We start from the raw sequence: 17,789 nt of genomic DNA on the forward strand, positions 1-17,789 counted from the left end.
GAGGGCCCATGCCCGTTTCCACCGCACGCGTCGCCACCGACCGCCCCGGCCGCTACGCCAAGCAGCTCGCCGCCCACATGGGGCGCAAGATCGAGGCCGCCTACTCCGAGGAGACCGGCCGCGGCACGCTCGTCTTCGGCGCCGGCACCGCCACCCTGGAGGCCCGGCCCGACGCGCTGCTGCTCACCGTCGAGGGCGAGCGCGACAACCTGCCCGGGCTGGAGGACGTCGTCGGCCGCCACCTCGTCCGCTTCGGCAGCCGCGACGAACTCGTCGTCGAGTGGCACCGCGACAACGGCGAGGCCGGTCTGGTTCACCGCAACGAGGACCCCGAGGCCTGACGCCTCCCCGCCTCCGGTGCCGCTTCCGCCCCCGGCCGCGGCAGCCACCGGTCGAGCGGCCAGAGCACCAGGACGGCCAGGCACCAACTGGCCAGCACGTCCAACAGCCAGTGGAAGTCGCTCCACACCAGCCCCGCGCCCACCCCCAGCGCCAGCAGCGCGGCGCCCGTCGTCAGCCCCCGGACGGCGCGCGGCCCCGACGCCCGGGCCAGCAGCAGCGCCGCCACCCCGTACGAGACCGCCGCGGTCGCGGTGTGCCCGGAGGGGTACCAGCCCCACTGCTCCGGCGTCAGCGGATCCCCGAGCGGGCCCGGCCGGGCGAAGGCCGCCTTCGCCGGGACCACCAGCAGCGGGATCAGCCCCGCCGTCAGCACCGCCACCGCCAGCGGCAGCCACCAGCGCCCCGCCCCGGCCCGGCGCCACCACCAGGCGGCCGAGGCGCCGGCCAGCAGCAGCACCGGGATCGCCGGGACGCTGCTGCCCAGGTCGGACAGGAGGTGGCCGAGGTGGTCCGGCAGCGCGTTCGGGACGTCGTGGCGTGCCGTGTGCACCGCCCGGCGGACCCAGCGGTCCAGCCCGAGCAGCGGCCCGTCCACCGCCACCTGCCAGGACACCGCCAGCAGCACCGCCGCCGCCACCGCCGGAACGGCCACCGACCGCGCCGCCAGGCCCGCCCGGGCCCGGACGGCGGACAGCCGCCCCGGAGCAGGGGGGAGAGCTCCGGGGCGGCTCTGATGATCGCCGTTCCGTGCGCCCCGGGGGGTGTGGGTCGGACGGTCGGTCGATCGGCCTTCGGTGTGCGCCACCCCTGCCGGGGCGGCCTGGTTGTCCTCGCGGAGCACGCGCGGACCCGCTCCCGGGGGAGGTTCCGCGGACGGCTCCGCCAATGGCTGGGGCTCGCTGTCCATCTGCGATGACACTACGTCAACAGCCCTTCCGCGCCGAGCGCCTTCAGCGATTCCGCACATCATCTTCACCCCGCGCCGGGCAACCCCCGGGGCCGCACGCGATTCCCGTACACGGTCTCCGTACAGCTCTCGGACAGCTCTCGGACAGGTCTCCGCGCAGGTCTCCGCGCACAACCGAACGGCCCGTGGGACCAGAGGTCCACACGGGCCGTTCAGCGCTGTCCGGACATCCCTCCGGCGGGGTTCACGACCTGACGGGCGACACCGGCTCAGAGAGCGGCGAACGCGCCCTCCAGGATGTCCAGGCCCTCGTTGAGCAGGTGCTCCGGCATGACCAGCGGCGGCAGGAAGCGCAGCACATTGCCGTACGTGCCGGCGGTCAGCACCACCAGGCCCTCGGCGTGGCAGGCCTTCGCGATGGCCGCGGTGACCTCCGCGTTCGGCTCCTTGCCGCCCGGCTTCACCAGCTCGACGGCGATCATCGCGCCGCGGCCGCGGACCTCGCCGATGATCTCGTACTTCTCCTGCATCGCCCGCAGGCGGCCCAGCATGATCTCCCCGATCCGCTGCGCCTTGCCGTTGAGGTCCTGCTCCTTCATGGTCTCGATGGCGCCCAGCGCGGCGGCGCAGGCCACCGGGTTGCCGCCGTAGGTGCCGCCCAGGCCACCGGCGTGCGCGGCGTCCATGATCTCGGCGCGACCGGTCACGGCGGCCAGCGGCAGACCGCCGGCGATGCCCTTGGCGGTGGTGATCAGGTCCGGGACGACGCCCTCGTCGTCACAGGCGAACCACTGGCCGGTGCGGCAGAAACCGGTCTGGATCTCGTCCGCCACGAACACGATGCCGTTCGCCTTCGCGTACTCCACGATCGCCGGCAGGAAGCCCTTGGCCGGCTCGATGAAGCCGCCCTCGCCCTGGATCGGCTCGATGATGATCGCGGCGACGTTCTCGGCACCGATCTGCTTGTTGATGATGTCGATCGCCTGCGCGGCGGCCTCGGCGGCGCAGTTCTCCGCGCCGGTCAGCCAGCGGTAGGGGTAGGCCACCGGCACCCGGTAGATCTCCGGGGCGAACGGACCGAAGCCCTGCTTGTACGGCATGTTCTTCGCCGTCAGGCCCATGGTGAGGTTGGTGCGGCCGTGGTAGCCGTGGTCGAACACCACGACGGCGGTGCGCTTGGTGTAGGCGCGGGCGATCTTCACCGCGTTCTCGACCGCCTCGGCACCCGAGTTGAACAGCGCGGTGCGCTTGTCGTGGTCACCCGGGGTCAGCTCGTTCAGCTGCTCGGCCACGGCCACGTAACCCTCGTACGGGGTCACCATGAAACAGGTGTGGGTGAAGGCGGCCAGCTGCTCGCTCGCCTTGGCCACCACGGCCTCGGCGCTGTTGCCGACGTTGGTCACGGCGATGCCGGAGCCGAAGTCGATCAGCGAGTTGCCGTCCACGTCCTCCAGCACGCCGCCGTTGGCACGGGACACGTACACCGGCAGGGTGGTGCCGACGCCGGCCGCCACCGCACCCAGCTTGCGGGCCTGCAGCTCCTGCGACTTCGGACCGGGGATCGCGGTGACCAGGCGGCGCTCCTGCGGGAGCGGCGTTGCGGCGCTCATGGGGTATCTCCAGACTTCTCGGCTCGGTACTCCGCAGGCTACGGCCGCCCTCCCCGCCCGGGCATGCGCCACTCGGTAGCAGTGCGCCGTCCGACTTGTCCGGCACGGCCAGCGCGGGTGGCACGGCTACCCGCAGGCCCTGCTCCACTACCCTGAGCGCGGGCGTGTCGCCGGTACGGCGGCATGGGTATGGCGGCACCGACGGCGGTCGGGCCGGGCGGGCGAGGGAGCGGGGCCGTACATGGCACAGGACGGGTCACACCACCACGGCGAGCGCACCACCACCAGACCCCCGACGCCCCTGCCGCACCAGCGGCCCGGTGCTCCGTCCTCCTTCGACCTGCCCGGCTGGGCCTGCGCCCCGCGCCCCGAAGCCGAGCCCGGCGTCTACCGGCTCGGCTACCGCCGGATCGACCCGGAGCGGGCGGAAGCGGCCAAGGTCGCGACCTGGCCGCTGCTGCTGCGGGCGGGGCTCAACGCGGTGGTGGCCTGGTTCGCGTACCTCTACGGCACCCAGATGCTGATGTACGTCCTCGTGTGGTTCGGCGGTCAGGCGGGCATCGGTCCGCTTGCCTCGCCGTCCGAGTCCGAGGCCATGTTCACGCTCTTGGTGGCCAACGTTCTGGTACTCGGCATCGTCATCAAGGTCTTCGGCCGGATGGGCCGCTGGCCCGAGGTGTGGCGCCGGTACGCGGTGCCGCTGCTGTCGCGGACCGTGACGCGGGAGGAGCGCGCCGAGGAGGACGTCCCGGCGGCGGCCGAGGCGGCGCGGCGGCAGGACCCGTGGGACGGCCTGCGGCAGGGCGGCGCGGCCGCGGCGGCGGCGCGGCTCGACGGGGAGGCGGTGGGAGACGTCGACTACGTGCGGATCCAGCGCGCCTGGGAGTCCGCGCAGGCGGACCCGTCGTTCGTGCCGGCCTTCACCGAGCAGGTGGCCGCCCGGGGCGCGGCGGCGTTCGCGCACCCGTCCGAGACCCGCGAGCTGCCCGGTCGCGCCGAGCAGCACGACCTGCTGCTCGGCCAGGTCCGGCTCGGCACCGCTCAGGATGTGCCGAAGAACCCGCTGAGCCACCGAACGGCCGGTTTCGCGCTGGACCCGGCCCTGCTGGGCACCTCGGTGCTGGCGGTGGGCCCGGCCGGGACGGGGAAGACCGCGCGGCTGGCGCGGCCGGTGGCGGAGGCGCTGTGTCTGCAGGCGCTGGCCGGCACCGCCTGTGCGGTGGTGATCGGGGCGGCCGACGCCGATCTCGGCCCGGACGCCTGGTACGACGTGGTGATCGCGCCCGGCGACCCGTCCTCGGTGTACGGGCTGGACCTGTACGGCGTCGCGCGGGACCCCGACGAGGCGGCCGCCCGGCTGGCCGAGGCGTTGCTGCCGGACGAGCTGACCGCCCGCGCGGAGAACGCCCGTACGGCGCTGCAGCAGGTGGTGGGCCCGTTCCACGCCGCGTACGGCCGCTATCCGGGGGTGCGTGAGCTGCGGTCACTGCTCGGCGGTGATCAGGACGCGCTGGCGGCCCTGGTGAAGGCGCTCGGCACGGCGGGCCGGCTGGCCCTGCACGAGCGGGACCTGGAGTACCGCGAGCGCCAGCGCGACCGGGCGGACGATCCCGGGGCCCTGCTGGCGGACCGGCTGGCGCTGCTGGACCGGCCCGCCTTTGAGGGCGTCTTCGCGACCGACGGCACCGGCCGCCCCCCGTTCGCGATGCGGGTGCTGGACCACCCGCTCCGCGTCCGGGTGAAGCTGCCCGAGCGCAGTCACCCGGAGGCGGCCCGGATGCTGTCCCGGCTGGTGGTCGGGCAGTTCGTGCTGGCGGCCGGGGCCCGCGTGGACCGCTCGCTGTTCGCGGGCCTGGTGGTGGACGACGCCTCGGCGGCGCTGGACGCCACCGCGGTGCGCGGGCTGCAGCGGCTGCGCGGTGCCAACGCGGGCGTGGTGCTGCTGCTGCGGACCCTGGTGGACCTGCCGGAGGCGCTGCGGGCGCCGCTGTTCGGCGCGGTCGGCTGCCGGATGGCGTTCCCGGGGATCGCACCCTGGGACGGTCGGCTGTTCTCGGAGGCCTGGGGGACGCACCTGGTGCGGGAGACCGAGGTCACCCACACCCCCGACACCTCCGGTGGGGTGATACGGCGGGCCGGTCGGGTGGGGCGGAAGGCGTTGTCGGGGACGACGGCGCAGACGGAGTCGGTGACGACGCGGGACGTGGAGCGGTTGCGGTGGTCGCCGTCGGATCTGGCGCACGCGTTGCCGGCCGGGCACGCGGTGGTGTCGCTGACGTCGGTGTCGGGGGAGCAGGTGCCGCCGCTCCTGGTGGATCTGCGGGGGTGAGGCGGGGCCGGCCCCGGCCGGAGTGGAAGTCGCCTTCGAGGTGGATTCGGCAGTGCCGCTTGTCCGGGGCGTCCATAATGAAGGGGAGAGACCCTCACCAGTCCCACGCCCCTCTCCTCGCCCGGCCGCAATGGCGCGGTCAGGTCGATCCCCCGAAGGTGCCATGCCCCCCACACTCGCCTCCGTCGTCCGCAACAGTTCGCTCCATCTGACGGTGCTCGCCGGCGCGGACCACCTGGAGCGGCCGGTCCGCTGGGTGCACACCAGTGAGCTGGACGACCCGACGCCGTTCCTGGAGGGTGGCGAGCTGCTGCTCACCACCGGTATCAAGCTGGGCCGCACGGCGGCGCAGCTGCAGGCGTACGTGCACCGGCTGGCCGATGCCGGGGTGGTGGGGCTGGGGCTCGGGGTCGGGCTGTCGCACACCGAGGTGCCGCAGCCGCTGGTGGAGGCGGCGGCGCAGCGCGGGCTGCCGTTGCTGCGGGTGCCGGAGCCGACGCCGTTCATCGCGATCAGCAAGGTGGTGTCGGCGGCGCTGGCCGCGGAGCAGTACGAGGCGGTGACGACGAGCTTCGAGGCGCAGGAGGAGCTGACCCGGGCCGCGCTGGGCAAGGACGGGACGACGGCCGTGGTGCGCCGGCTGGCGGCGCGGCTGGGGGGCTGGGCGGCGCTGTACGACGGGTCGGGCGCGCTGTCGGTGGTGGCGCCGGACTGGGCGGCGCGCCGGGCGGGGCGGCTGGCGGCGGAGGTGGACCGGCTGCGCCGGCGGCCGGCGCCGTCGAGTGCCGCGCTGCAGGGGCGGGCGCCGGGGATAGACACGGCGGACGAGGACTACGTGGTGGTCCAGTCGCTGGGGGCGGACCGGCGGGCCCGGGGTTTCCTGGCGGTCGGGACCGAGGACCGGATCACGCCGACCGAGCGGTACGTGCTGAACGCGGCGGTGGCGCTGCTGACCCTCACCCTGGAGCGCTCGCGCGAGCTGCGGCAGGCGGAGGAGCGGATGGGCGCGGCGCTGCTGCGGATGGTGCTGGCCGGTGAGGTGGCGACGGCCCGGCAGGTGGCGGTGGGGCTGTTCGGCGGTCTGCCGGAGGGGACGATACGGGTCCTGGTGGCCGGTGCCGGGGCGGCGAGCGCGGATGCCGCGGAGGCGTTGGGGGAGCTGGGCGACCGGGCCGAGCAGGCGGGTGCCCGGGTGGGCGAGAAGCTGCTGGTGGCGCGGGAGGACGGCACGCACGGGCCGCGGCTGATGGTGCTGGCGCTGGACAACGGCGCGGTGCACCGGGCGTGCCTGGGCGCGGTGGAGGAGCACGAGGGGCTGTCGCTGGGCGTGTCGGCTCCGGCCGCGCTGGAGGAGGCCGGGACGGCGAACGCGCAGGCCGAGCGGGCGCTGGCGGTGGCGCTGCGGGGCGGTCGCCGGTCGGTGGACCACGAGGAGGTCGGCGCGGGTTCGCTGCTGCCGCTGCTCGGGGAGGACGCGGTGACGGCGTTCGCGGAGGGGCTGTTGCGGCCGCTGCGCGAGCACGACCGGACGGCTCGCGGCGATCTGGTGGCCTCGCTGCGGGCGTGGCTGTCCCGGCACGGCCAGTGGGACGCGGCGGCCGCCGACCTGGGGGTGCACCGGCACACGCTGCGCTACCGGATGCGGCGGGTCGAGGAGCTGCTGGGCCGCTCGCTGGATGACACGGACGTGCGGATGGAGCTGTGGCTGGCGCTCCGGTCCGGCGAGGAGTAGCACGCCCGGCTGGACGTCGTGGAGTGGGTTCGGGGCCGAACGCTCCTAGTCGGCCAATCCGGTCGGCGCGCCGACGCCCCTACCCTCGGAATCCGGTCCCACGTCCGTGCGGGCCGTACGACGAGGAGAGGGCCGGTACCACGGTGACCACCACGTACGATTTCTGGCTCGCCGGCCGCCGGGCGAGCGGTGACGCCGACTTCGAGGTGCGCAACAGCTGGGACGGCCGTCTGGTCGGCAAGGTGAGCATCCCGACGGAGGCCCAGGTCGAGGAGGCGCTGGACGCCGCCGTCGCCGCGCTGCCGGTGTTCGCCGCTACCCCGGCGCACCAGCGTGCCGCCGCCCTGGACCACGTGGCCAAGCGGCTGACCGAGCGCACCGAGGAGCTCGCCCAGCTGATCACGGCCGAGAACGGCAAGCCGATCAAGTGGGCCCGCGGTGAGGTCGGCCGCGCGGTCTCGGTCTTCCGCTGGGCCGCCGAGGAGGCGCGCCGCACCAACGGCGAGACCATGCGGCTGGACACCGACCCGGGCGGCGTGGGCCGTTTCGCGGTGGTGCGCCGCTTCCCGCGCGGTGTGGTGCTGGGCATCGCCCCGTTCAACTTCCCGCTGAACCTGGTCGCCCACAAGGTCGCCCCGGCGATCGCGGTCGGCGCCCCGATCGTCCTGAAGCCGGCTCCGGCGACCCCGCTGTCGGCGATGGTGCTGGGCGAGATCCTGGCCGAGACGGACCTGCCGGCCGGCTCCTGGTCGATCCTGACCGTGCCGAACGACCGGATGCCGGCGCTGGTGCAGGACGACCGCCTGCCGGTGATCTCGTTCACCGGTTCGGACAAGGTCGGCTACCAGATCATGGACTCGGTGCCGCGCAAGCACTGCACCCTGGAGCTGGGCGGCAACGCCGCGGCCGTGGTCCTCGCGGACTGGTCCTCGGAGGCCGACCTGGACTGGGCGGCCACCCGGATCGCGATGTTCGCCAACTACCAGGGCGGCCAGTCCTGCATCTCGGTGCAGCGGGTGATCGCCGACGCGTCGGTGTACGACGCGCTGGTGGAGAAGGTCGTGGCGAAGGTCCGGGCCCAGGTCACCGGTGACCCGAACGACGCCGCGACGGACGTCGGCCCGCTGGTCGACGAGAACGCCGCGAAGCGGGTGGAGTCCTGGGTGGAGGACGCGGTCGCCAAGGGCGCCAAGGTGCTGACCGGCGGGACCCGGGAGGGCGCGACCTACGCCCCGACCGTGCTGGCCGAGCTGCCCGCGGACGCGATCCTGGCCACGGCCGAGGTGTTCGGCCCGGTCCTGTCGCTGCACAAGGTGGACGGCGTGGACGAGGCCTTCGCCGCCGTCAACGACTCGCTGTTCGGACTGCAGGCCGGCGTGTTCACGCACGACCTGCAGACCGCCTTCCGGGCCCACCGGGAGCTGGAGGTCGGCGGTGTGATCATCGGCGACGCGCCGTCCTACCGTGCCGACCAGATGCCGTACGGCGGTGTGAAGGACTCCGGCGTCGGCCGTGAGGGCGTCAAGTACGCGATGGACGACTACACGGTCGAGAAGGTGCTGGTCCTGACCGGCCTGGACCTCTGACCGACGCGTCGACGCGGGGCCCGGTTCGTCGAACCGGGCCCCGCGCGCGTTCAGCCGTCGTGCCCGGCCGCGGCGGCGACCGCCTCCTCGACGGTGGCGTTCCCGGCGACCAGTTCCAGGGTCAGTCCGGCGGTGCCGGGCTCGCGCAGCAGGGCGGCCAGGACGGCGGCCACGTCGGCCCGGTCCACCGTGCCGCGCGCGACCGCGGGGGCCAGCCGGACCAGGCCGGTGCCGGGGCCGTCGGTGAGCCGCCCGGGGCGCAGCACCGTCCAGTCCAGGGCGGTCCGGGCCCGGACCGCGTCGTCGGCGGCGCCCTTGGCCCGCAGGTAGGTCTCGAAGACCTCGTCGGCGGGGTGGTGGGCGTCGGCGTCGGCGCCCATCGAGGAGACGAGCACGTACCGGCGGACGCCGGCGAGTTCGGCGGCGTCGGCGAGCAGGACGGCGGCGTCGCGGTCGACGGTGTTCTTGCGGGCGGCGCCGCTGCCCGGTCCGGCTCCGGCGGCGAAGACCACCGCGTCGGCGCCGGCGAGCAGTTCGGCCAGTCGTGGGGCGGTGGTGGCCTCCAGGTCGAGCAGCAGCGGCTCGGCTCCGGCGTCGATCAGGTCCTGGGCCTGTTGGGGGCGGCGGATGATCCCGGCGGGGCGTTCGCCGCGGGCGGCGAGCAGCCGTTCCAGTTCCATCGCGATCTGTCCGTGGCCCCCGGCGATAACGGTGCGCATGGCTCCGACGGTAGCCCGGGGGTGCCGGGTCGTCCTGGGGAAGTCCTGGACGTGGTCGCGGACAGGACACAATGGGCGCATGACTTCGCTCGCCCACCCGCAGCTGCGCTTCACGCCCACCGTGGCGGACCCCTCCGGCCCCCGGGAGCTGGTGATCCTCGGTTCCACCGGTTCGATCGGCACCCAGGCCATCGACGTGGTGCTCCGCAATCCGGACCGCTTCCGGGTGGTCGCCCTGTCGGCGGCCGGCGGGCGGGTGGAGCTGCTGGCCGAGCAGGCGCTGCGGCTGGGCGTGCACACCGTGGCGGTGGCCGATCCGGCGGCCGAGCCGGCGCTGCGCGAGGCGCTGGCGGCGAAGGCGGCGGGCCGGCCGCTGCCGGCCGTGCTGGTGGGTCCGGACGCGGCGACCGAGCTGGCCGCCGTGGAGTGCCACTCGGTGCTGAACGGCATCACCGGGTCGATCGGGCTGCGGCCGACGCTGGCCGCGCTGGCGGCCGGCCGGGTGCTGGTGCTGGCCAACAAGGAGTCGCTGATCGTCGGCGGCCCGCTGGTGAGGGCGGTGGCGAAGCCGGGCCAGATCGTGCCGGTGGACTCCGAGCACGCCGCGCTGTTCCAGGCGCTGGCCGGCGGGACCCGGGCCGAGGTGCGCAAGCTGGTGGTCACCGCCAGCGGCGGTCCGTTCCGCAACCGCACCCGCGACCAGCTGGCCGGGGTGACCCCGCAGGAGGCGCTGGCGCACCCGACCTGGGCGATGGGCCCGGTCGTCACGATCAACTCGGCCACCCTGGTCAACAAGGGCCTGGAGGTGATCGAGGCGCACCTGCTGTACGACGTGCCGTTCGACCGGATCGAGGTCGTGGTCCACCCGCAGTCGGTGGTGCACTCGATGGTGGAGTTCACCGACGGTTCGACGCTGGCGCAGGCCAGCCCGCCGGACATGCGGATGCCGATCGCGCTGGGCCTGGGCTGGCCGGACCGGGTGCCGGACGCCGCCCCCGCCTGCGACTGGACGAAGGCCGCCACCTGGGAGTTCTTCCCGCTGGACGACGTGGCGTTCCCGGCGGTCGAGCTGGCGCGCGAGGTGGGCACGCTGGGCGGTACCGCCCCGGCGGTGTTCAACGCGGCCAATGAGGAATGTGTGGAGGCATTCCTGAAGGGCCGCCTCGCCTTCACCGGAATCGTGGACACTGTTGCCAAGGTCGTCGCCGAGCACGGACAGCACGACGGTCGGCCGGCGTCGTCGGGAACTTCCCTGACGGTGGAGGACGTCCTGCACGCGGAGGACTGGGCCCGGGCCCGGGCCCGCGAGCTGGCGGCGGGCTGACGGCCCCGATCGCGGCAGGACGAGACGATGAGCGGAGCGGCATGACGGAGGACCAGCGGTGGCAACGGTTTTGACGGTGGTCGGCATCCTGGTCTTCGTCATCGGGTTGCTGGTCTCGATCGCCTGGCACGAGCTCGGCCACCTCTCCACGGCCAAGCTGTTCGGCATCCGGGTGCCGCAGTACATGGTCGGCTTCGGCCCGACCCTCTGGTCGCGCCGCAGGGGCGAGACCGAGTACGGCATCAAGGGGATCCCGTTCGGCGGGTACATCCGGATGATCGGGATGTTCCCGCCGGGCGAGGACGGCCGGATCACCAAGCGCAGCAGCTCGCCCTGGCGGACCATGATCGAGGACGCCCGCGAGGCCTCCTACGAGGAGCTCCAGGAGGGTGACGAGGACCGGCTGTTCTACACCCGCAAGCCCTGGAAGCGCGTCATCGTCATGTTCGCCGGGCCGTTCATGAACCTGGTCCTGGCGTTCGGGCTCTTCCTGACCGTCATGATGGGCTTCGGCGTCTCCATGAACGTGCCGACGGTCAGCACCGTCGCCCAGTGCGTGGTCAAGGCCGGCCAGCCCACCGACAGCTGCCCGGCGGGCGCCCCGCAGACCCCGGCCGCCCAGGCCGGGCTGAAGGCCGGGGACCGGATCGTCTCCTTCGACGGGGACCGGATCCACACCTACGACCAGCTCCAGGCGGACATCCGCAGGTCGTCCGGGAGGACCGTGCCGGTCGTGGTCGAGCGGGACGGGCAGCAGCTCACGCTGAACCCGACCATCGCCGTCAACGACGTGCAGAAGTACGACGGGAACAACGTCCCGATCAAGGGCCAGACCGTCCAGGCCGGGTTCCTCGGTTTCACGCCGGCGAGTGGTGTCGTCCGGCTCGGGTTCGGGCAGTCGCTCGACCGGATGTCCGACATGGCCGAGAACGGGGTGAAGTCGCTGGTCGCCCTGCCCGGCAAGATCCCCGGGCTGTGGAACGCCGTCGTCGGCGACGCCCCGCGCGACCCGGACTCGCCGATCGGCATGGTCGGCGCCGCCCGGGTGAGCGGCGAGGTCTTCTCGCTCGACATCCCCGGCACCCAGCGGATCGCGTTCTTCGTGAACTTGCTGGCCGGCATCAACCTGTCACTGTTCCTCTTCAACATGCTCCCGCTGCTCCCGCTGGACGGCGGTCACATCGCGGGCGCGCTCTGGGAGTCGCTCCGGCGCCGCCTCGCACAGGTGTTCCGGCAGCCCGACCCGGGCCCGTTCGACGTCGCCAAGCTGATGCCGGTGGCGTACGTCGTGGCCGGCATCTTCATCGGCTTCACACTGCTGGTGATGGTCGCGGACCTGGTGAACCCGGTGAAGATCAGCTAGGGCGTTCGGGTACGGCGGGTGTGCTGGGGCCCGCCGCCGTGCCGTACCGTGGAGGCCGGGCGCGCGACGTCAGCGCGCCCGGCCCCTGCCGTTCCAACGGCCGGGCGGCCGATCACACCTCAACCCCGGGGAACCCTGCGCACATGACCGCGATCTCGCTCGGTATTCCGTCCCTGCCGCTCAAGCCGCTCGCCAAGCGTCGTTACTCCCGGCAGATCATGGTCGGCAACGTGCCGGTCGGCGGCGACGCCCCGGTCTCGGTGCAGTCGATGACCACCACGGTGACCTCGGACATCAACGCCACGCTGCAGCAGATCGCCCAGCTCACCGCGTCCGGCTGCCAGATCGTCCGGGTCGCCGTGCCCTCCCAGGACGACGCCGACGCGCTGCCGATCATCGCCAAGAAGTCGCAGATCCCGGTCATCGCGGACATCCACTTCCAGCCGAAGTACGTCTTCGCCGCGATCGACGCCGGCTGCGCGGCGGTGCGCGTGAACCCGGGCAACATCAAGGCCTTCGACGACAAGGTCGGCGAGATCGCCAAGGCCGCCAAGGGCGCGGGCGTGCCGATCCGGATCGGCGTCAACGCCGGCTCGCTCGACAAGCGCCTGCTGGAGAAGTACGGCCGGGCCACCCCGGAGGCGCTGGTCGAGTCCGCGCTCTGGGAGTGCTCGCTGTTCGAGGAGCACGACTTCCGCGACATCAAGATCTCGGTCAAGCACAACGACCCGGTCGTGATGATCAACGCCTACCGCCAGCTCGCCGCGGCCTGCGACTACCCGCTGCACCTCGGTGTGACCGAGGCCGGTCCGGCCTTCCAGGGCACCATCAAGTCGGCGGTCGCCTTCGGCGCGCTGCTGGCCGAGGGCATCGGCGACACCATCCGGGTCTCGCTCTCCGCCCCGCCGGCCGAGGAGATCAAGGTCGGCAACCAGATCCTGGAGTCGCTCGGGCTGCGCGAGCGCGGCCTGGAGATCGTCTCCTGCCCGTCCTGCGGCCGCGCCCAGGTGGACGTCTACAAGCTCGCCGAGGAGGTCACCGCCGGCCTGGAGGGCATGGAGGTACCGCTGCGGGTGGCCGTCATGGGCTGCGTCGTGAACGGGCCGGGCGAGGCGCGCGAGGCCGACCTCGGCGTCGCCTCCGGCAACGGCAAGGGCCAGATCTTCGTCAAGGGCGAAGTCATCAAGACCGTTCCCGAGTCGAAGATCGTCGAGACCCTGATCGAGGAGGCGCTCAAGCTCGCCGAGCAGATGCAGGCGGCCGGCGTCGAGGCGGGGGCGCCGACCGTCGTCGCGGGGGAGTGACCCTCCGCTAGTTGTCCTGACAGCGCGGGGATGCCCGCGTGAAGTTTTCCGGAAGCGGGGCCGTCCGTTCGCGGACGGCCCCGCAGCCGTAGCCGGGTGGGGCCACGGAGTAGGGTGCGGCCAGAGTCGTCTCAGTGAGGTGCTGTCTCGATGCTCGATCGAGGTGTGATGCTCCCGAGCTCCTTCCAGGCCGCCCGGGCCCTGGCCACCACCCGCGTGCTGGAGCCGCCCGACCTCGCGGACGCCCTGGAGATCCTCCACCGCGACCCGGTCGCCAACGCCTTCGTCGCGACCCGGGTCGAGGCCGTCGGGCTCGACCCGTGGCGGCTCGGCGGGGAGCTGTGGGGCTGGTACGACGGGGACGGCGTGCTGGACGCGCTCTGCTACGCCGGGGCGAACCTGGTCCTGGTGAACGCCGGACCGGAGGCGGTCGCGGCCTTCGCCGAGCGGGCCCGCCGACAGGGCCGGCGCTGCTCCTCGGTCGTCGGGCCGGCCCAGGCCACCGCGGCGTTCTGGGCCCTGCTGGAGCGGAGTTGGGGGCCGGCGCGTGAAGTCCGCGGCCACCAGCCGCTGTTGGCCACCTCGGTGCCCTCGGCGGAGATTGCGCCGGACCCGCTGGTACGGAGGGTGCGGCGCAGCGAGGTCGAGACCCTGATGCCGGCCTGCGTGGCGATGTTCACCGAGGAGGTCGGGGTGTCGCCGCTGGCCGGTGACGGGGGCCTGCTCTACCAGGCCCGGGTGGCCGAACTCGTCTCCACCGGGCGGTCGTTCGCGCGGTTCGGGGCCGACGGCCAGGTCGTCTTCAAGGCCGAGATCGGGGCCGTGACCGAGGGCGCCTGCCAGATCCAGGGGGTCTGGGTCGCGCCGGAGCACCGGGGGCAGGGGCTGTCCGAGACGGGGATGGCGGCGGTCCTGGAGATCGCGCTGCGGGAGGTGGCGCCGGTGGTGTCGCTCTACGTCAACGACTTCAACCTGCGGGCCCGGGCGGCCTATCGGCGGGTGGGCTTCCGGGAGGTCGGGGCGTTCATGAGCGTGCTGTTCTGAGGGCGCCGTCACCGCGGGACGGCCGGGTTCGGATCTTCGGCCGCGTCGCGGGGCCGCTGGTAGTAACGTCCGGAGCATGGATCAGCTGACGGGCGTGACGATCGAGGCCATCGACCTTGCGGCCTGGGCGCCGCAGGCGCTGGAGGTCCAGGCGGTGGCCTTCGGGCTCACGCCCGAGGAGGTCGCGGTCCGGCTGCACATCGTCGGGCGGCATGCCCAGCAGCCGGGGGTGATCGCGTTCGGGGCGATGAGCGGGGGCCGGCTGGTCGGGTTCGGGTACGGCATGCCCAACCAGCGGGAGCACTGGTGGAGCACGGTGATCGAGCCCTATCTGACCGCCCGGGGGTACGGGGACTGGCTGGACGGGGTCTTCGCGGTCACCGAGTTGCACGTGCTGCCGGAGTTCCAGGGGCAGGGCGTCGGCTCGCGGCTGATCCGGATCCTGTGCGAGCGGTCGGGGCTGGACCGCAGCATCCTCTCGGCGATCGACGCGGAGACGCCGGCGCGGCGGCTGTACCGGGCGCTGGGGTACCAGGACCTGGCGCGCGCGGTGCGGTTCCCGGCGACGGACCGGCTGTACGCGGTGATGGGGGCCCGGTTGCCGCTGCGGCGGTCGGCGGCCCGGGACCCGTTGCGCTGACGGGGGCCGGCCGGGAGCGCCGCGGGGGTGCCGCTCGGGCCGGGGCTCAGAGCGAACCGGCGAGTTCGAGGTAGAGCTCGGCGTCCTCGCGGCGGCCCGCGGTCACGGAGCGCAGGGCCAGGTCCACGGCGCGGAACAGGGCCCAGCCGCGCAGGCGGTCCCGGTCCACGTCGAGGGCGTCGGAGAGCTGGTGCAGCCGGCGGCGGACGGCGGCGGGGACGCCGGGGGAGCCGAGCAGGGTGTCGGCCCGGTCCAGGGCGAGGCGGGCCAGGTCGTAGGCGCGCTCGCCGACGACGGGGCGCGGGTCGATCGCCAGCCAGGGTGCGCGGTCGGCGGCGAGGACGTTGCCGTGGTGGAAGTCGCCGTGCAGCAGGAAGGACTCGTCGGCGGAGCCGGTCAGGCTCCGGGCGGTCTCCAGGGCCTCGGTGACCAGGGCCTGGGCCTCGGCGGCGGCGGGGTGGGAGCGGTGTTCCTCGACGCGTTCGGCGGCGGCGGCGACCAGCCGGTCGAGGGTGGGGAAGGGGTGTTCCGCGGGGAGCTCCGCCCAGAGCCGGTGCAGCAGGCTGGTGGCCTCCAGCATGGCCTTGGGCTCGGCGAGCGAGCGCAGCGGGATCTCGCCGTGGAGGCGTTCCAGGAGCAGGACGCCCTCGGCGGGGTCGGCGTCCAGGAGGAGGACGGCTCCCCGGCCCGCCCAGTGGGTGAGGGCGGCGTGCTCGTGGGCGGTCTCGGGGGTGAGCAGGCCGGTCTTGAGGACGGCGGGGGAGAGGTCGTCGCGGTGGACGTACACGATCAGGCTGAGGCTGCCGCCGGGGTCGAGAACGCGTTCCAGGGTGAGGTGCCAGCCGGAGAGGTGGGCGGCCGCCCTGGCGGGGAGGGCGGCGAGCCACTCCCGGCCGGCTTCGCCGTGGGCGGCGGTGACGCTGTGCGTCAGCCAGGTGGGGACGGTGATGGTGGGTGCGGCTCCCGACATGGGTCCATTGTCGGGCTTCGGGGGCGACGCGTCCCGCTCGCCCGGCCGGGGCGCGGGGACGGACGTCCTCAGCCGGCGGTGGCCGTGGCGGTGGGGGCCGGGCCGGAGATGCCCGGGAAGGGCTGGTCGGGGGCGCCCCAGCGGTGCGCGCGGAGGGCGCAGTCGCGCAGCGCGAGGGCGGCGGTGCGGCGGTGCGGGGTGGGGACGACGGTGACCAGGTCCGCGTAGACGCCGGTCAGCCTGGTCTCCAGGTGGGCGGCGAGCCGGGTGGCGTCCGCGGCCGAGGCGACCGGGAAGGGCAGCTGGTAGCCGCCGGCGGCGGGGGTGGGGGCGGCGCCCAGGGAGGTGATCAGGCGTTGCCAGGTGTCGCGCTGGGCCTGGTGGGCGGCGTGGGCGGTGCGGGCGTCGGTGCGCTGGGGGTCGTCGGGGAGCCGGGCGCCGACGACGCCGTAGCCGTACACGGCGGCGTGTTCGGCGCCGAGCGCGTTCTGGAGGACGGCGACGACGACGGCGGTGGCACCGATGACGGGGGCGGTACCGGCGGTGGCGGTGGGGGCGGCCGAGGGGGAGGCGCCGGTCTGCTCGGTCACCGGTGGGGCGGGGGCGCCCAGCACCGCGGCGTGGAGCGCGTGGGCGGCGGCGACCGAGGCGAGCAGCCGGGCGAGCGACGGCCCGGCGGCGTCGAGGTCGGCGAGGTGGGCCTCGGCGGTCCGCCGTTCCAGCACGGCCAGGCCGTCGGCGGCCGGGGTCGGGGTCGGCGTGGCGGTCACGGGGGGTGACGGGACGGCCGTGGCGGGCAGGCCCTCGGCGAGGGCGGCGCGGTACCGGGCGTTCTCGGCGCGGAGGCCGGCGGCCCGGGCGTCGGGGGGCGTGGGCAGGGCGTCGTACCCGGCGAGCAGGGCGTCGCTGGCGGCGACCGCGCGGAGGCGGACGGGGGCGTCCGGGTCGGGGCGCGGGCCGGTGACCTCGGGGGCGGGGCCGGTGCGGTCGGCGGTGCAGGCGGTGAGCGGGCCGGCGGTGAGGGCGAGCAGTCCGAGCGACAGCAGGGTCCGTCGGCTGGGCGGCTGCATCGGGGTCACTCCGGGCGGGTGCGGGAGGACGGCCTCCCCGCCTGCCCTCGTTGGCGTGAATGATGGCAGAATCCCTCCGCCCCCGGGCCCGGTTCGGGCACCCGCGGGCCCGGCCGGGCCCGTGTGAGCTTGCTCGCAGTGGGTGGTGTGCGAGCGGTCGGGGGCGGTCCGGAATCGGTGGTTGGGGGCTTCACCGGATAGGCTTTGGGCCGAGCTGCCGTGACCCGGTGTGGCACCGGGGGCGCGGGGCGACCTTCTGACAACAGCAGACGCGGCCGAGGAGTCCACCCGGATGAGCACCACCCACACCGACCGGCTGCGCGAGTTGCTGGAGCCGCTGGCCGTGCAGGCCGGACTGGACCTGGAGGACGTCAGGGTCACCAAGGCGGGCAGCCGTCGGCAGGTGCAGATCGACGTCGACACCGACGGCGGCGTGGACATGGACGCCATCGCCGAGTTCAGCCGGGTGGTCGGCGAGGCCCTGGACGAGTCGGACCTGATGGGCGACGAGGCCTACCTGCTGGAGGTCGGTTCGCCGGGCGCGGAGCGTCCGCTGGTCCTGCCCCGGCACTGGCAGCGGGCCGAGGGCCGGCTGGCCAGGATCCACCTGGAGGACGGCGGGGAGATCGTCGCCCGGGTGCTGGAGGCCGACGAGGACGGCGCACAGGTCGAGGTGCAGCCGGTCAAGGGGCGCGGCCGTCCGAAGGAGCGCCGCCTGGAGTTCGGCGAGGTGGCCCGGGCGCGGGTCCAGGTCGAGTTCAACCGCAAGGACGACGAGAAGCTCCTGGACGAGGCCGCCGACTTCGACGAGGGGGACGACGGCGCCGAGTGACCGCGCGCCGTACGACC

The 17,789-nt window shown here is 74.2% G+C and carries 15 protein-coding genes; 10 read left to right on the top strand and 5 right to left on the bottom strand.

Going from position 1 to position 17,789, the window contains the following annotated elements; translation table 11 throughout:
• Positions 1-8 precede the first annotated feature (8 nt).
• The gene (locus AB0Q99_RS28725) at positions 9-341 is read left to right on the top strand and encodes a DUF2218 domain-containing protein (protein WP_363576477.1); all 333 of its coding nucleotides are present in this window, start codon (positions 9-11) and stop codon (positions 339-341) included.
• Here the strand turns inward: AB0Q99_RS28725 and AB0Q99_RS28730 are convergent.
• Together AB0Q99_RS28730 and gabT are read right to left on the bottom strand one after the other, a co-directional pair.
• Complete coding sequence (locus AB0Q99_RS28730; RefSeq protein WP_363576478.1) at positions 314-994, bottom strand: phosphatase PAP2 family protein; 681 nt, start codon at positions 992-994, stop codon at positions 314-316. The genes AB0Q99_RS28725 and AB0Q99_RS28730 overlap by 28 nt on opposite strands.
• 524 nt (positions 995-1,518) lie before the next feature.
• Positions 1,519-2,859, bottom strand: coding sequence for a 4-aminobutyrate--2-oxoglutarate transaminase (gabT, locus tag AB0Q99_RS28735; RefSeq protein ID WP_363576479.1), 1,341 nt, complete (start codon positions 2,857-2,859; stop codon positions 1,519-1,521).
• Between the two features lie 241 nt (positions 2,860-3,100).
• On the opposite strand from gabT, the gene AB0Q99_RS28740 reads away from it, so the two are divergent.
• The 3 genes from AB0Q99_RS28740 (at position 3,101) to AB0Q99_RS28750 (ending at position 8,506) form a co-directional block, all read left to right on the top strand.
• Positions 3,101-5,188 carry an ATP-binding protein gene (locus tag AB0Q99_RS28740; protein WP_363576480.1) on the top strand — a complete coding sequence of 696 codons (2,088 nt, stop codon included), beginning with the start codon at positions 3,101-3,103 and terminating at the stop codon, positions 5,186-5,188.
• 163 nt (positions 5,189-5,351) lie between these two features.
• On the top strand, positions 5,352-6,920 hold the full coding sequence (locus tag AB0Q99_RS28745; RefSeq protein ID WP_363576481.1) for a PucR family transcriptional regulator: 1,569 nt from the start codon (positions 5,352-5,354) through the stop codon (positions 6,918-6,920).
• Between the two features lie 143 nt (positions 6,921-7,063).
• Entirely contained in the window at positions 7,064-8,506 is a 1,443-nt protein-coding gene (locus tag AB0Q99_RS28750; RefSeq protein ID WP_363576482.1) for an aldehyde dehydrogenase family protein, read from the top strand.
• Between the two features lie 50 nt (positions 8,507-8,556).
• Here the strand turns inward: AB0Q99_RS28750 and AB0Q99_RS28755 are convergent, their stop codons facing one another.
• Positions 8,557-9,225 (bottom strand): NAD(P)-binding oxidoreductase, encoded by a 669-nt coding sequence (locus AB0Q99_RS28755; protein ID WP_363576483.1) that lies wholly within the window; start codon positions 9,223-9,225, stop codon positions 8,557-8,559.
• A gap of 79 nt (positions 9,226-9,304) precedes the next feature.
• Between AB0Q99_RS28755 and dxr the strand changes: the two genes are divergently transcribed.
• The 5 genes from dxr to AB0Q99_RS28780 all read left to right on the top strand — a co-directional run bounded on the left by dxr (position 9,305) and on the right by AB0Q99_RS28780 (position 14,900).
• Positions 9,305-10,549 (top strand): 1-deoxy-D-xylulose-5-phosphate reductoisomerase, encoded by a 1,245-nt coding sequence (gene dxr / locus AB0Q99_RS28760; protein ID WP_363576484.1) that lies wholly within the window; start codon positions 9,305-9,307, stop codon positions 10,547-10,549.
• 58 nt (positions 10,550-10,607) lie between these two features.
• Positions 10,608-11,912 (top strand): M50 family metallopeptidase, encoded by a 1,305-nt coding sequence (locus tag AB0Q99_RS28765; RefSeq protein WP_363576485.1) that lies wholly within the window; start codon positions 10,608-10,610, stop codon positions 11,910-11,912.
• Between the two features lie 143 nt (positions 11,913-12,055).
• Positions 12,056-13,216 carry a flavodoxin-dependent (E)-4-hydroxy-3-methylbut-2-enyl-diphosphate synthase gene (ispG, locus tag AB0Q99_RS28770; RefSeq protein ID WP_363576486.1) on the top strand — a complete coding sequence of 387 codons (1,161 nt, stop codon included), beginning with the start codon at positions 12,056-12,058 and terminating at the stop codon, positions 13,214-13,216.
• A 168-nt stretch (positions 13,217-13,384) separates the two neighbouring features.
• Positions 13,385-14,260, top strand: coding sequence for a GNAT family N-acetyltransferase (locus AB0Q99_RS28775; RefSeq protein WP_363576517.1), 876 nt, complete (start codon positions 13,385-13,387; stop codon positions 14,258-14,260).
• A gap of 76 nt (positions 14,261-14,336) precedes the next feature.
• Positions 14,337-14,900, top strand: a complete 564-nt coding sequence (locus AB0Q99_RS28780; RefSeq protein ID WP_363576487.1) for a GNAT family N-acetyltransferase — start codon at positions 14,337-14,339, stop codon at positions 14,898-14,900.
• 46 nt (positions 14,901-14,946) lie between these two features.
• Here AB0Q99_RS28780 and AB0Q99_RS28785 read toward each other — a convergent pair whose 3' ends face one another.
• On the bottom strand, positions 14,947-15,870 hold the full coding sequence (locus tag AB0Q99_RS28785; RefSeq protein WP_363576488.1) for an aminoglycoside phosphotransferase family protein: 924 nt from the start codon (positions 15,868-15,870) through the stop codon (positions 14,947-14,949).
• 68 nt (positions 15,871-15,938) lie between these two features.
• A complete protein-coding gene (locus AB0Q99_RS28790) occupies positions 15,939-16,940 on the bottom strand; it encodes a ferritin-like domain-containing protein (RefSeq protein WP_363576489.1) in 1,002 nt (333 codons plus the stop codon).
• 292 nt (positions 16,941-17,232) lie between these two features.
• Between AB0Q99_RS28790 and rimP the strand changes: the two genes are divergently transcribed.
• Entirely contained in the window at positions 17,233-17,772 is a 540-nt protein-coding gene (gene rimP, locus AB0Q99_RS28795; protein ID WP_363576490.1) for a ribosome maturation factor RimP, read from the top strand.
• Positions 17,773-17,789: the final 17 nt, after the last annotated feature.

The sequence above is a fragment of the Kitasatospora sp. NPDC086791 genome, assembly GCF_040685975.1.
GTDB lineage: Bacteria > Actinomycetota > Actinomycetes > Streptomycetales > Streptomycetaceae > Kitasatospora.